Below are 12957 nucleotides of genomic sequence, written 5' to 3' on the forward strand. Positions count from 1 at the left end.
GTGGGCGACGGAAACCCCGAATCAAGGAGTGTTCTCGTGCGGAGACCGATCAAACTCGACCTGCTGGGGCTCGCCACCGCGTTCGCGGTGATCGCCGCGGTTCTCCTCGGCGGCGCGGGGCAGGCCCCGGCCGCGTCGCCGGGCGCCGCGACGGCAGTCACGACGGCGGCGGCGAAGACGCCGATGCAGAAGACCGCGGACTGCAAGAAGAAGGACATCGGCACACGGGCGATGATCGCCTGCGTCGCCAAGGCGCACCTCGGCGTCAAGGAGGACGGGTCGAAGTCCGTCAAGGCCTGGAACTGCCAGCGCTACTTCCGCGACTTCGGTTCGAGCCTCAACTGCGACGACGACGTCAACGGCCAGTGGTGCGCGGCCTTCACCCGCTGGGTGTGGAAGAACGCGGGCGTGCCGAGGAGCAAGATCCCGGCGTCGTTCGGCGTCTCGGGCTGGAAGAACGCCCTCGACCGGGTGTCGACGCCGAAGGTCGGTGACGTCGCCGTCGCCAAGAGCGGTTCGCACATCATGATCGTGACGGCCGTCAGCGGTTCGAAGATCACCACGGTCGACGGCAACGGCGGGCGCGACAACGTCCGGACGAAGAATCACACCAAAGGCGGTTATTACTACTACCGCATGGGTACGTAGCGCTGGTACGACCCCTCCAGGGGAGCGGGCGGGCTCGATTCCCCCCTCGGTCCGCCCGCTCTCACCACTCCGCCGCCTTGGCCGCCAGGGCGGCGATTCCCTGCCAGTCGCCCTTGTCGATCAGGGCGGGCGGGGTCAGCCAGCTCCCGCCGACGCAGGCCACATTGGACAGTGCGAGGAACTCGTGGGCCGTGTCGGGCGTGATGCCGCCGGTCGGGCAGAAGGTCAACCGCGGCAGGGGACCCTGCCAGGCCCGCAGCTGGGCCGCGCCGCCCGAGGTCTGCGCGGGGAAGAACTTGAGCTCGGTGAGGCCGCGCGCCATCATCGCCATCGCCTCCGTGACGGTCGCCACACCCGGAAGGACCGGGACGCGTTCGGCGAGCATCGCGTCGACGAGCGCCGGGGGTGATCCCGGCGACACCAGGAAGCGGGCGCCGGCGCGCACGGCGTCGCGGGCCTGCGCCGGCGACACGACCGTGCCCGCACCCACGAGTATCTCCGGCACCGCCGTGGCGACCCGCTCGATCGCGTCGAGCGCGACAGGCGTGCGCAGGGTCAGTTCGAGCGTGGAGACGCCACCGGCGAGAAGCGCCTTCGCGACCGGCACGGCGTCGTCGACCCGCTCGATGACGACGACGGGGAGGACGCGGCCAAGGCGGAGAAGCTGAATCGGCTGCACGGCGGTCATCCTTTCAGGCATCATCCAGGCGTGGGAAGACCCGTCTGACCTGGGGTTGGTCGCACCTTTCCGAGGGCCACGTGTGATGATCGTGTCACCCGGGTATTTCCGCGCCTGACAAAAGGTAGAGTGACCAGGGAATACCCTCAAGTTAGGAAGGCCGATCATGGCCCAAGGCACAGTTAAGTGGTTCAACGCGGACAAGGGCTTTGGCTTCATTGCCCCGGACGACGGTGGCGCTGACCTCTTCGTTCACTTCTCCGCGATCCAGTCGAGCGGCTACCGCTCGCTGGACGAGGGCCAGAAGGTCGAGTTCGAGGTTACTCAGGGTCAGAAGGGCCCGCAGGCGGACAACGTCCGGCCTGTCTGATCTACAGAGTGACCAATGTGCCGAAGGCCCGATTTTTACGGATCGGGCCTTCGGCCTTTTTGGTGTCCGGAAGTGAACACCGGGGGCGGGTTCAGGGCCTGGGCTCAGGCTCGGGCTTGAGGTGGGCGCGGGCGGCGTGAGCCGCGGCCCGTGGACCAGCGAAAACGCGTGTTGGTGACATCCCGGCCGACGGAGGCCGGGCTCGCCGGATCCGCGGGATTTCGGCGACGATCGACCCGCGAGCGCCCATCGGGGCATAAACGGGCCTTTACGGTCTGGCGAGCGGCGTGTGGCCGACGACCCACCGCCGAAGCGCGTGTCGCGTGACGATTCCGCGAATGGAGACCGCCGCCGGGCTCGGCGCCCCGGGGCCGGCGGGCGAGAGCGAGCCATCTCACACGACCCTGATCGCGGCGACCGTCGGCGGCCGCCCTCGTCGCGTGACCCTCACTATTGCAACCAACTTGCAATAAGCCATACTCCCCGCATGACCACCGCCGCGACCCCCATCCCCGCCGAAAACCGCTGACATGCCCCTCGTCCTCGGCATCGAGTCCTCGTGCGACGAGACCGGCGTCGGCCTCGTGCGCGACGGGGTCCTGCTCGGGGACGCCCTGGCGTCCAGTGTGGACGAACACGCGCGCTTCGGCGGCGTCGTCCCCGAGATCGCCGCGCGGGCGCATCTGGAGGCCCTCGTCCCCATGATGAAGCGCGCGGTGTCGGCCGCCGGGGTGTCCTTGTCCGATGTGGACGCCGTCGCGGTGACGGCCGGTCCCGGCCTGGCGTCGGCACTGAACGTCGGGCTGGCGGCCGGAAAGGCGTACGCGACCTCCCTCGGCGTCCCGCTCTACGGCGTGCACCACCTGGCGGGCCACGCCGCCGCCGACGTTCTCGGCCACGGGCCGCTCCCGTCGCCGTGCGTCGTCCTCATCGTCTCGGGCGGGCACACCTCGCTCCTGCTCGTCGAAGACCTCGTGCGGCGGCCGATCCGGCACATCGGCGACACCGCCGACGACGCCGCCGGCGAGGCCTTCGACAAGGTCGCGCGGCTCCTCGGGCTGCCCTACCCCGGCGGGCCGGCGATCGGGCGGATCGCCGAGCAGGGCGATCCGGCCGCGATCGCGTTCCCGCGCGCGAAGGTCGGCGACTTCGGCTTCTCCTTCTCCGGCCTCAAGACCGCCGTCGCGCGCTGGGTCGAACGCCACGACGGCCCCGTGCCCGTCGCCGACGTCGCCGCGTCCTTCCAGGAAGCGGTCGCCGACGTCCTGACCGCGCGGGCCGTCGCCGCGTGCCGCGCGCACGGCGTCACCACGCTCGTCGTCGTCGGCGGGGTCGCCGCCAACGGGAGACTGCGCGACCTCGCGGCGAAACGCTGCCGCGAGGCGGGAATCGAGCTGCGGATCCCACCACCACGGCTGTGTACTGACAACGGCGCGATGATCGCCGCCGTCGGCGACCTGCTCGTCGCCGCCGGCGCCGAGCCGTCGCGGCCGGACCTGTCGGCCGACCCGTCGGCCGTCCTGACCCACGCCCAGCTAGGGGGACCGATCCTTGTCGATCACGCTTGAGGAACGCCACGGCGCGCACAACTACCACCCCCTGCCGGTCGTCCTCTCCCACGGCGAGGGCGCCTGGGTCACCGACGTCGACGGCCGCCGCTACCTCGACCTGCTCGCCGGGTACTCCGCGCTGAACTTCGGTCACCGCCACCCGCGGCTCGTCGAGGCCGCGAAACGGCAGCTCGACCGGCTCACGCTGACCAGCCGGGCCTTCCACTCCGACCAGCTCGGCGAGTTCTGCGCCGAGCTCGCCGCACTGTCCGAAAAGGACGCCGTGCTGCCGATGAACACCGGTGCCGAGGCGGTCGAGACGGGCGTGAAACTGGCCCGCCGCTGGGGATACCGCGTCAAGGGCGTGGCGGCCGACCGCGCGCGGATCATCGTCTTCGCGAACAACTTCCACGGCCGCACGACGACCATCGTCGGCTTCTCCACCGACCCGGTCGCGCGTGATGGTTACGGCCCGTTCACGCCCGGCTTCGACGTCGTCGGTTACGGCGACCTCGACGCCCTGCGCGCGGCCCTCACCCCCGAGACGGTCGCGGTCCTGCTCGAACCCGTGCAGGGCGAGGCGGGCGTGATCGTGCCGCCCGGGGGTTGGCTGCGCGGGGTGCGGGAGCTGTGCGACGAGCACGGGATTCTCATGGTCGCCGACGAGATTCAGTCCGGTCTGGCCCGCACCGGCCGCACCTTCGCCTGCGATCACGAGGACGTCGTGCCCGACGTCTACCTGCTCGGGAAGGCGCTCGGCGGTGGGATCCTGCCGCTGTCGGCGGTCGTCGCCGACCGCGCGGTGATGGACGTGTTCACGCCCGGCAGCCACGGCTCGACCTTCGGCGGGAACCCCCTCGCGGCGGCCGTCGGGCGGGAGGTCGTGGCGATGCTCGCGACCGGCGACTGGCAGGAGCGGGCGACGGCCCTCGGCGCGCATCTCGATGCGGCCCTGCACGCGCTGGAAAGCCCGCACGTCAAGGAGATCCGCACGCGCGGGCCGTGGGCGGGCGTGACGCTGACCGCCGACGCCCCCGACGCGCGGCTCGTCTGCGAACGGCTCGCCGCCGACGGTGTGCTCTGCAAGGAGGCGCACGGCGACACGCTGCGGCTCGCGCCGCCGCTGGTCGCGACGCCCGAGGAGCTGTCGGTGGCCGTCGAGGCCCTGGGGCGGGCGCTGGGTTAGCCCCCGTAGCGCGCCCAGTACCGCTCGACGGCCGCGTCGACCTCGCCGAAGGGGAAGTTCTCCCCGTGCGCGGCGGCGAAGGCCGTCAGGAACTCCAGCACCGCGCTTCCCTCGGCGGCGGTGAGTCCGTCGAAGCGTTCGTGGAACACCGCCGTCGGCGTCCCCGAGTCGAACCATTCGAGCTGCTGGCGCCGCAGCGCGTCGGCGATCTGCGGGTCGCGCAGTTCGGCCGGGGGCAGCCGTTCGAAGGCGTCCAGGGAGGCGACGACGTCCTCCCGCGAGGGTTCGGTCAGCGCGCTGAGGAGTTCGGCGGCGAAGACGCTCACCTCGCGGTAGCGGTGCAGCGCCAGGTCCATCAGCGCCGGCAGGTAGTAGCGCAGGGCCTCCGGCGACAGCGCCCACAGGTTGCCCTCGAAGACGCCCTTGACGTCGTCGGTGGTGACGTCGCCGACGGCACGGCCGGCGAGCCCGTCACCGAGGAGCCGGGCGGTGCCGCCGCCTTCGGGCTGCGCGAGCGCCGAGGGGCGCGGGCGGGCCGCGAAGGCGGTGTAGAGCCTGTTCCGCAAGGTCATGACCCCATCCTCACGCGCCCGACGGCGTCGCCGAGGACGCCGCGTCGCGGAGCACGCCGACCAGCACCGCCAGGGCGGCGAGTCCGGCCATGACGGCGGCCGCTTCGGCGGCGGCAGCGGCGGCCGCCGCGACGGCCGCGGCGATGACCTCGATGAGCGCGGCGATCGCGACGGCCAGCGCGACGATCGCGGCGATCACGGCCGCGATGGCGGCGGCCTCGATGACCGCCCGCGCGGAGGCGACGACGACCTCCATGGCCGCGATGAGCCCCTGCGAGCAGTTGGAGTTCTGGAAGAAGCGGTAGCAGCGGTTCATCATGTTGATCTTGTCCTGGACCTGCTGCCGGTGCCCGGTGTCGCCGCCTTTGAAGCAGGTCGTGTCGAGGGCGACGCGGGCGCCGATCTCGGCGGTGATGGCGGCGATCTTGGTGGCCAGGAAGAGGCAGCTGTCGCCGGGCGCGCAGGCGCCCATCATGCTCGTGACGGCCTTCGCCGACTCCACCGACAGACGCAGCGCCGCGTACTGGAGCAGGTCGCAGTCGCCGGGTGGGACCATCCCGTCGCCGGGCCAGCGCTGGAGCGCGACCATGCGCTGTACGTCCTTGCCGGCCCATTCGGGGTGCTTGGCGTTGTAGTCGGCGCGTTCCTCGTTCGAGCAGTCGCAGGCGACCGGCCCGCAGCGCTGCACGTTCGCCGGTGCGGTGAATCGCAGCGCCGGCGGGCGGTGGGGCGCGCGGGTGCGCGACTGGGCGAGGTGGGCGGCGACGGCGGCGTTCCCGGCCGAGCGTTGCAGCGCCAGCACCCCCGGACCGGGACGTGCCCGCGTGGGCGTCGCGGTGTCGGGGGATAGCTGCTCGGCGGGCACGCGTGTGTGCATGGTCGGCCCCCTCGGAAGGTTGGGACAAGTCTCCCGGGAGGCGGCGAGGGGCGGCAAGACACACGGCTTTTGTCTGCCCCTTCAGGCACGTCCCGGGCGCGCGTCCAGCCGCGCGCACCCGGGACGGCGGCCTAGAAGCGCCCGGCGTTCTCCGCGGCCCACGCGGCGAAGGTCCGGGGCGGGCGGCCGAGCACCTTCGCGATGGTGTCGTTGGGTGTGTAGGCGCTGGCCGGCGGCGACTCGTGCCAGCCGACGACGTACTCGGCGTCGGCCTGGGACACGCCCCGGGCGAGCAGTTTGCCGAGCGCGTCCTGCCTGCTGGTCTCCACGTAGCGCAGTTCGCGGCCGAGGGCGTCCGACAGGATCGCGACCCGCTCCGGTGCGGTCAGGGGCTCGGGGCCGTTGATCGAGTAGGCGCGCTCGTCGTGGCCGTCCTCGGTGAGCGCCACGGCCGCGATCTCACCGATGTCGCCCTCGTGCGCGACGGCGCTGCGGACCGCCGGGAAGGGGGCGCGGACCACGCCTTCGGCGATGTCGTCGCGCCAGTCGAGGGCGTTGGCCATGAACTCCTCGGGCTCCAGCCGTGTCCACCGCACGCCCGACCGCGCCACCGCCTCCTCGGCCGGGCCGACGTATCCGCCCCAGAGGATCGTGATGCGCTCGACGCCCGCCGCCACGGCCCGCTTCACCAGCGCGGGTCCGGAGTCGGCGACGCCCTCGGTGACCGTGATGTGCAGGCCGGTGACGCCGTCGAAGGCGGCGTCGAGTGTCGACGGGGCGTTGTGGTCGCCGCCGACGACCTCCGCGCCCGCCGGGACCTTCGCCGTCGCGGGGTCGCGGGTGAGCGCCCGGACTGTCCGCCCACGGCGGAGCAGCTCGGCGACGACGTGCCGTCCGGTGTTGCCCGTGGCCCCGGTGACCAGGATCGTCATGGTGGATCTCCTCTCGTCCGGGCCGAAGCTATGGGCCCAACCGCGGTTGAGGTCAAGGAGCGGTGATCGTCGCCACCTTCCTTGACAGGCAACCGTACGGCTGCCTATGGTCGACAGGCAACCACAAGGTTGCCTGTCATCGGAAGCCGGAGATGGACGCGGTATTCAAAGCACTCGCCGACCCGACCCGCCGGGCGCTGCTCGACGGACTCCATCGGCGCGACGGCCAGACGCTGCGCGAACTCTGCGCTGAACTGGACATGACCAGGCAGGCCGTCACCAAGCACCTCGCCGTGCTGGAGGGCGCCGGCCTCGTCGCCACCGTTCGCAAGGGCCGCGAGAAGCACCACCACCTCAACGCCGCCCCCATCGACGACATCGCCGAACGCTGGATCAGCAGCTACGTCCGAGGGCGCGTCACCGCCCTCGCCAATCTCAAACACGCGTTGGAGGGCATCACCATGGGCGCCACGGAATTCGTCTACGTCACCTACATCAAGACCACGCCGGAGAAGCTGTACCGCGCGCTGACCGAGCCGGAGTTCATCGCCCAGTACTTCGAGGGCACCGGACCCACCTCGGACTGGCGGCCGGGTTCGCCCATCACCTGGTCGACGGAGGCGGACGGGGAGTCCCACGACTGGGGCCAGCGCGTGCTGGAGGCCGAACCGGGCAAGCGCCTGTCGTACACCTGGCACAACTACGAGCCGGAGATGGCGAAGTACTTCCCCGACTGGACCGGCGCGCGCCTCGCCGAACTGCGCGCCGAGCCGGTCTCGAAGGTCACCTTCGACATCGAGCCCGCGGGCGACGGGGTGAAGCTGACGGTCGTCCACGACGGATTCGCGCCGGACGCCGAGATGCTCAAGGGCATCTCGCAGGGCTGGCCGGGGATTCTGTCGAACCTCAAGACGGTCCTCGAAACCGGCGACGCGGCCAGTTTCGGCTGATCACTCCGCGGCGGCCTCGCCGTCGCACGGCCAGTCGTCGGGCAGTGAGGCCCCCTTCACCTGCGCGCCTTCGCACAGGACGCCGGAGACGGTGGCGCCGCTCAGGTCGGCGTAGCGCAGGTCGGCCTCACGAAGGTCGGCGGCGGTGAGGTCGGCGTCGCGGATGTCGGCGGCGAACAGGAGGGCACCGGCGAAGGTCGTGTCGAAGGCGCCGCTGCCCGACAGGCTGGCCCAGCTCAGGTCGGCCTCGCGCAGGTCCAGTTTCGACAGGCTGATGCCGGACAGGTCGCAGAACTTGAGGTCCTCGCCCTGATGGTCGTCGGTCGCCTCCAGGGTGCAGACGCGCTGGCCGGCGACCTGTCCGTCGGGCGGCGGGGGACGGTTGTGGGCTTGCGCGGGCGGTGCCATCACCAGCGCCGCCACGGTCCCGAACGTCAGCCATCCGCCGACGAGCACACCGGTCATGGGCTCACCTTATGTCATGATCTCAATATTTTCGAAACACAATCTATAGATTTGATAAGCATTGATCTCTTGTGGGCGTTTCTTCAGCGATATTGGACGGTGTCCATTAATGGACACCGTCCAATACAAGGTCTAGGCTGGGGGCGTGACCGACCGCCGGAGCCGCAAGAAGCTCGCCACCCGCCGCGCCATCCAAGACGCCGCGCTGCGGCTGGCCGCGGCGCACGGCGTCGCCGCGGTGACCGTGGAGGCGATCAGCACCGCCGCCGACATCGCACGCAGCACCTTCTTCACCCACTTCGCGTCCAAGGAGGACGCGCTCACCCCCGACTCGCCCTGGCGGCCCGGGGAGCTCGCCGAACTCCTCGCCGCCCGCCCGCCGGGCGAGAACGCCCTGGCCGCCGTCGGTGCGGTGCTCGCCGACGCGGCCGTGCGGATCGACGCCGAGGTGTCGGGCCTGTGGCCGGAGTTCTTCGCGCGCAATCCGGACTTCGTCCCACACCGGGTCGCCGACCGCACCGACGAACTCGTCGAGGCCGCGACCGCCCGCGCCGGGAACCGCGACCGCGCCGAACTCGCCGTCGCCGTGGCCCTCGGCGTCTTCTGGACGCTGCGCCGGCAGTGCGCGCGCGACGCCGAACCCCTCGAACCCCGCCTGCGCGGCGCCTTCGCCGCGCTCACACTGTCCGATGTGGAGGAATAATGGCCGACATCGCGCTCGTGCACGGGAGCTTCCACGGCGCCTGGTGCTGGGAGCGGGTGACACCACTGCTGACCGCCGCCGGGCACCGCGTCCACACACCCGACCTGGACGGGGGCCGCAAGAGCGCCGCCGACGTACTGTCCGAACTGGACGGACCGGCGATCCTCGTCGGGCACAGCTCCGGCGGCATGCTGATCTCGGCACTCGCCCGCCTCGCGCCGGAGTCGGCGACCGCCCTGGTCTACCTCAGCGGATTCCTGCTGGCGCCCGGCCGCACCCCGCACGACCTGGGTGGCGGGCGCGGGTCGCTGTTCGACCGAGCCCTCGTCGTCGACCGCGAGGCCGGGACCATGGCGATCCGGCCGGAACTGGCCGGAGAACTCTTCTACCACGACTGCGACCCCGCCGACGCCGCCCGGGCCACGGCCCGGCTCACGCCGGAAGCGCTGCGGCGTGGTGCGAGCGGGCCCGCCGAGGAGTCCGAAGTGGACAGCACGCGGTTCTACGTCGAGTGTCTCGACGACCGCGCCCTCGACCCGGCGAAGCAGCGCCGGATGTACACCGAGACGCCCGTCGAGGCGGTGTACTCCCTGGACAGCGGGCACTCGCCGTTCCTGTCGCGGCCCACCGAGCTGGCGGGCGTCCTCGACGCGATCGCCCGCTCGCGTTAGAAGCGCCCGAACAGCCAGGCCGCCGGGGCGTCCTCGCCCCGGCACACATCGCGTGCCGCCGCGACGATCTCGGCGGTGCTCACGCGGCCGTCGTGGTCGGCGTCGAGCCTCCCGGCGACCGCGGCCGACTCCTCCGGCGACAGCCGGCAGGCGGTGAGCAGCGCGCCGAGTTCGTCGCGGTCGAGAACGCCGTCGCCGTCGGTGTCGACGAGCCCGACGACGGCCTCCGCGAGTGGCGCGACCGCCTCGGCGAAGCCGTCGCCCTCGGCCTCACGGGCGATCCACGCGGTGTACTCGGCCTTCGACACGGCCGCGTCGCCGTCGCCGTCGGCGTTGCGGCGGACCGCGTTCCACAGCCGCCGGTAGCCCTGCCGGACGGCCAGCCCGGCCGGTGAACCCGGCGCCTGCCCGAGGGCCTGGGCGAGCCGCAGGCCGAAGGACTCGTAGTCGTCGCGACGGAGTGCACCGTCGCCCGAGCGGTCCATCAGGTCGAAGCCGGTGCCCGGGACCGGCGCGGCGGCCACGGCCGCGAGGTGCTCCCCCGCCCAGGTCAGCGCGTCGGGACGGCCGCCGTCGAGCATGCCCGCGTGGTCGTGGCCGTCGTACTCGCGGTGCTGGACGGCCGTTCCGGTGCCGTGCAGAGCGGTGACGAAGTCGGCGGCGGTCGCGTAGGGAATGACCTCGTCGCCGCGGCTGGCCGAGACGAGCACCGGCCGGTCGAGGAAGCTCACCGGGACGCCCGCGGCCGCCATGGTGCGGGCGAGCGCGGGACGGGAGGCGATGCCGGTGGTGCCGGCCTCGTCGTTGGTGACGCCCCGGACGGCCCGGAACATGTCGAGGAGGGTCGCGTCGGCGGCCCGGGTCACGAGGCGGCGGCCGGTCGCGGTGAGTCCGGCCTCGGCGGTCCAGCCGGGATGACTGACCTCCATTCCGGCCAGGATGAGCGGCATCAGCGGGGACAGCGGGCCGTTGCCGTCGGTGGTGACCATGGCGACGAGCTTGTCGATCGACACGGCGGGGGCGAGCGCGACGGTCCCTTTGAAGTCGAGTTCGGGGGCGTAGCCGGTGGCGATGTGCGCGCAGAACAGGGCCGCGTGCCCGCCTTGGGAGAAGCCGACGGCGAGCCAGTCGCGGGCGAGCGGGTGCCCGAGCTGGTGGGCGGCGCGGACGGCGTCGATGATGTCGTCGGCGACGGCTTCGCCGTTGAGGTAGGGGTGCGGGCCGGGGGTGGCGAGGCCTTCGTAGTCGGTGGCGGCGACGGCGTACCCGCCGGCGAGCCAGGCGGAGACGTGCGCGCGTTCCAGGCGGGGCAGGCCGGTGCGGGAGGGCGCGGCGGCGTCGGACAGGCCGGTCGTGCCGTGCGCGAAGCCGATGACGGGCCAGCCGCCGTCGGGTGCGGGCCCGGCCGGGACGAAGACCGATCCGGTGACGAGGCGGCCGGTGCCGTCGTAGCCGATGCCCTGGTAGGCGACGCGGTGGGCGGCCCCCGTCGCGTCCGGCCACAGTGCGCGGGGCAGTGGGCGTTCCTGAAGGACCGTGCCGGGACGGCGGCGCATGTGGACTCCCCATGGTCGGGCGAAAAGCACCGAAAGCATATGGAATCGACGATCGTGATGATCTAAGGCCTCGCGCCCATCCGTCCACAATGGTTGAATCCTGCGGTGTTCATGATGCAGTTCCTGCGTGAGTTCGGTTCCTGGCACTGGGACGGGGAGTACGACGACCCGGAGGCGACCGAGGCGTTCGAGGCCACCGGCAGCGCCGAGACGCCTGAGGAGTTCCGCCGGCTGCACCTGATCCTGCTGCGCAGCACCGATCCGGCCGCGCGGGGCACGGCCCTGGACTTCTTCGACCGGGCGTTGGCCACGGGCCGTTTCGGTGAGGACAACCCCTTCGAGCCGCATCTCGACGAGGTCCTCTTCAACGCGCGGGAGCTGTTGCGGATGCCGCCGGTGGCCGGTCGGCGACTCCCGAACGCCAACCACGCGTCGGCCTTCTCGGTCCTGCGGAACTACGCCGAGGCCGGCGACGCGCCCGCGATCGCCGACTACCTGGAGCGTGCGCCGCTCGACGGGAACCTCGACGAGGCGCTGTCGGCCGCCGGTCGCGCTCTGGCCGACGCCGACGAGCCCGACCCGCGGCTCATCGCCCTCGTCACGGCCGTCGTGGAGAATCCCGAAGCCGGCCGGCACGACCGTGAGGCCGCGGTGCGGGCGCTGGGAGACGTCGACGACCCGGCCGTGACCGCGTTGTTCGTCGCCGTGGCCACCGGCGACGGTGAGCAGCGGCTGCGGCAGGACGCGGCCTGGCGGCTGGTCTTGGAGAAGCGCTTCTACGAACACCGGGAGCTGCTCACCCGCCTCGACGCCACCTGGCCCGCCGACGAGCGGACCTGGGCCGCCTCGGAGATCCGGGACGCCCTCATGCCCGGCCCGCACAGCGTCCACTGGACCGACCCGGAACCGGTGCTCGGCGCCGAGATGGCCGCCGCGCTCACCGAGATGCGTTCGCCCACGAGTGAAGCGGCGCACCTGGCGGCCTTCCGGGCGATGCTCCACAGTGGAGTGCCCGCCGCCACCGGGATCGCCCTCGACCACGTCCACATGGACGACGGCCTCGACCGCTTCGGCATCGAGACCGCCGACCTCGCCGAGGAGGCCCTCGCCGTCGCGCGTGAATCCCTCGCGGTGCGAGGTGAGGAAGGGCTGCACGCTTCGGCGCTGCGCGTCGTCGAGTGGCTTGCCGAACCCGAGGACGCCGGGATCGTCGCCCGTTTCCTGAACGACCGCGGCATCGGCGCGCGCGTCCGCGAGCGCGCGACCCGCGCGGCGTCGGACATCCTCGAAGAGAACATCGAGACCGCCCCCGAGCTCGTCGAGGCCCTGGACGGGCTGATCTTCGACAAGACGGTGGACATCGACGCACGGCGGCTGGCGGTCATCGCGCTGTTCGACGTGCCGGACCCGGCCGTGACCGCGCTGCTGGAGCGCGCGGCGGCCGCGCCGGAGGTGGAGATCCAGGTGGAGGCGGCGATCGGGCTGTCCCACCCCCACCTGATCGAACGCCACCGCGACCTGCTGGAGGCGCTCACCGCGTCGTGGCCGAAAGGCGACGACGAGCCGGACCGCTCATGGCTCGTCCGGTCCTGATCACTCCTTTCCGGGCTGGTCGCGGCGGTTGGCGAACAGTCCCCACATCGCCCACGCCAGGCCGATGACCATCGCGCCGATGATGGCGGCGGCGCTCATCCCGGGCACGTCGAAGACCGCCATGGCGGCGATCACCACGCCGTAGACCATGGACAGAGCAACCAGGTATCTCGCACTCAGCTTCGACTTCATGACCCGAGCATCC

At 71.9% G+C, this 12957-nt stretch carries 15 protein-coding genes; 8 read left to right on the top strand and 7 right to left on the bottom strand.

Annotation, left to right across the window (positions count from 1 at the left end; translation table 11 throughout):
- Window positions 1-36: 36 nt before the first annotated feature.
- Window positions 37-648 (top strand): CHAP domain-containing protein, encoded by a 612-nt coding sequence (locus HNR73_RS19520; RefSeq protein ID WP_184788961.1) that lies wholly within the window; start codon window positions 37-39, stop codon window positions 646-648.
- A gap of 61 nt (window positions 649-709) precedes the next feature.
- Here the strand turns inward: HNR73_RS19520 and eda are convergent, their stop codons facing one another.
- On the bottom strand, window positions 710-1327 hold the full coding sequence (gene eda / locus HNR73_RS19525) for a bifunctional 4-hydroxy-2-oxoglutarate aldolase/2-dehydro-3-deoxy-phosphogluconate aldolase (RefSeq protein WP_221331019.1): 618 nt from the start codon (window positions 1325-1327) through the stop codon (window positions 710-712).
- Between the two features lie 166 nt (window positions 1328-1493).
- Between eda and cspE the strand changes: the two genes are divergently transcribed.
- The 3 genes from cspE to rocD all read left to right on the top strand — a co-directional run bounded on the left by cspE (window position 1494) and on the right by rocD (window position 4433).
- Window positions 1494-1697 carry a transcription antiterminator/RNA stability regulator CspE gene (gene cspE / locus HNR73_RS19530; protein WP_184788963.1) on the top strand — a complete coding sequence of 68 codons (204 nt, stop codon included), beginning with the start codon at window positions 1494-1496 and terminating at the stop codon, window positions 1695-1697.
- A gap of 530 nt (window positions 1698-2227) precedes the next feature.
- Window positions 2228-3265 carry a tRNA (adenosine(37)-N6)-threonylcarbamoyltransferase complex transferase subunit TsaD gene (gene tsaD / locus HNR73_RS19535; RefSeq protein ID WP_184788964.1) on the top strand — a complete coding sequence of 346 codons (1038 nt, stop codon included), beginning with the start codon at window positions 2228-2230 and terminating at the stop codon, window positions 3263-3265.
- Window positions 3249-4433, top strand: coding sequence for an ornithine--oxo-acid transaminase (gene rocD, locus HNR73_RS19540; RefSeq protein WP_184788965.1), 1185 nt, complete (start codon window positions 3249-3251; stop codon window positions 4431-4433). Before tsaD ends, rocD begins: the two co-directional genes overlap by 17 nt.
- On the opposite strand, the gene HNR73_RS19545 is transcribed toward rocD, so the two are convergent.
- The 3 genes from HNR73_RS19545 to HNR73_RS19555 all read right to left on the bottom strand — a co-directional run bounded on the left by HNR73_RS19545 (window position 4430) and on the right by HNR73_RS19555 (window position 6814).
- On the bottom strand, window positions 4430-5005 hold the full coding sequence (locus tag HNR73_RS19545) for a hypothetical protein (protein ID WP_184788966.1): 576 nt from the start codon (window positions 5003-5005) through the stop codon (window positions 4430-4432). The genes rocD and HNR73_RS19545 overlap by 4 nt on opposite strands.
- A gap of 10 nt (window positions 5006-5015) precedes the next feature.
- Window positions 5016-5882, bottom strand: coding sequence for a hypothetical protein (locus HNR73_RS19550; RefSeq protein ID WP_184788967.1), 867 nt, complete (start codon window positions 5880-5882; stop codon window positions 5016-5018).
- Between the two features lie 131 nt (window positions 5883-6013).
- The gene (locus HNR73_RS19555) at window positions 6014-6814 is read right to left on the bottom strand and encodes an NmrA family NAD(P)-binding protein (protein ID WP_184788968.1); all 801 of its coding nucleotides are present in this window, start codon (window positions 6812-6814) and stop codon (window positions 6014-6016) included.
- A gap of 152 nt (window positions 6815-6966) precedes the next feature.
- On the opposite strand from HNR73_RS19555, the gene HNR73_RS19560 reads away from it, so the two are divergent.
- On the top strand, window positions 6967-7764 hold the full coding sequence (locus HNR73_RS19560; RefSeq protein ID WP_184788969.1) for an ArsR/SmtB family transcription factor: 798 nt from the start codon (window positions 6967-6969) through the stop codon (window positions 7762-7764).
- Here HNR73_RS19560 and HNR73_RS19565 read toward each other — a convergent pair whose 3' ends face one another.
- Window positions 7765-8229, bottom strand: coding sequence for a pentapeptide repeat-containing protein (locus HNR73_RS19565; RefSeq protein WP_184788970.1), 465 nt, complete (start codon window positions 8227-8229; stop codon window positions 7765-7767). It lies immediately after the preceding gene.
- Window positions 8230-8374: 145 nt separating this feature from the next.
- On the opposite strand from HNR73_RS19565, the gene HNR73_RS19570 reads away from it, so the two are divergent.
- Both HNR73_RS19570 and HNR73_RS19575 read left to right on the top strand, forming a co-directional pair.
- On the top strand, window positions 8375-8932 hold the full coding sequence (locus HNR73_RS19570; protein WP_184788971.1) for a TetR/AcrR family transcriptional regulator: 558 nt from the start codon (window positions 8375-8377) through the stop codon (window positions 8930-8932).
- The gene (locus HNR73_RS19575) at window positions 8932-9603 is read left to right on the top strand and encodes an alpha/beta fold hydrolase (protein ID WP_184788972.1); all 672 of its coding nucleotides are present in this window, start codon (window positions 8932-8934) and stop codon (window positions 9601-9603) included. The genes HNR73_RS19570 and HNR73_RS19575 overlap by 1 nt, the downstream gene beginning before the upstream one ends.
- Here HNR73_RS19575 and HNR73_RS19580 read toward each other — a convergent pair.
- On the bottom strand, window positions 9600-11159 hold the full coding sequence (locus tag HNR73_RS19580) for a lipase family protein (RefSeq protein ID WP_184788973.1): 1560 nt from the start codon (window positions 11157-11159) through the stop codon (window positions 9600-9602). The genes HNR73_RS19575 and HNR73_RS19580 overlap by 4 nt on opposite strands.
- A gap of 105 nt (window positions 11160-11264) precedes the next feature.
- On the opposite strand from HNR73_RS19580, the gene HNR73_RS19585 reads away from it, so the two are divergent.
- Window positions 11265-12752 (top strand): hypothetical protein, encoded by a 1488-nt coding sequence (locus tag HNR73_RS19585; protein WP_184788974.1) that lies wholly within the window; start codon window positions 11265-11267, stop codon window positions 12750-12752.
- Here HNR73_RS19585 and HNR73_RS19590 read toward each other — a convergent pair whose 3' ends face one another.
- Window positions 12753-12944, bottom strand: a complete 192-nt coding sequence (locus tag HNR73_RS19590) for a hypothetical protein (protein ID WP_184788975.1) — start codon at window positions 12942-12944, stop codon at window positions 12753-12755. It abuts the gene before it with no gap.
- Between the last annotated feature and the right edge of the window lie 13 nt (window positions 12945-12957).

It is taken from the genome of Phytomonospora endophytica, from assembly GCF_014202425.1.
Lineage (GTDB): Bacteria > Actinomycetota > Actinomycetes > Mycobacteriales > Micromonosporaceae > Phytomonospora > Phytomonospora endophytica.

Coding starts and splice junctions, on each gene's coding strand:
- cspE (WP_184788963.1), top strand. CDS start 1,494: ATGGCCCAAGGCACAGTTAAGTGGTTCAACGCGGACAAGGGCTTTGGC.
- tsaD (WP_184788964.1), top strand. CDS start 2,228: ATGCCCCTCGTCCTCGGCATCGAGTCCTCGTGCGACGAGACCGGCGTC.
- HNR73_RS19545 (WP_184788966.1), bottom strand. CDS start 5,005: ATGACCTTGCGGAACAGGCTCTACACCGCCTTCGCGGCCCGCCCGCGC.
- HNR73_RS19550 (WP_184788967.1), bottom strand. CDS start 5,882: ATGCACACACGCGTGCCCGCCGAGCAGCTATCCCCCGACACCGCGACG.
- HNR73_RS19555 (WP_184788968.1), bottom strand. CDS start 6,814: ATGACGATCCTGGTCACCGGGGCCACGGGCAACACCGGACGGCACGTC.
- HNR73_RS19560 (WP_184788969.1), top strand. CDS start 6,967: ATGGACGCGGTATTCAAAGCACTCGCCGACCCGACCCGCCGGGCGCTG.
- HNR73_RS19565 (WP_184788970.1), bottom strand. CDS start 8,229: ATGACCGGTGTGCTCGTCGGCGGATGGCTGACGTTCGGGACCGTGGCG.
- HNR73_RS19575 (WP_184788972.1), top strand. CDS start 8,932: ATGGCCGACATCGCGCTCGTGCACGGGAGCTTCCACGGCGCCTGGTGC.
- HNR73_RS19580 (WP_184788973.1), bottom strand. CDS start 11,159: ATGCGCCGCCGTCCCGGCACGGTCCTTCAGGAACGCCCACTGCCCCGC.
- HNR73_RS19590 (WP_184788975.1), bottom strand. CDS start 12,944: ATGAAGTCGAAGCTGAGTGCGAGATACCTGGTTGCTCTGTCCATGGTC.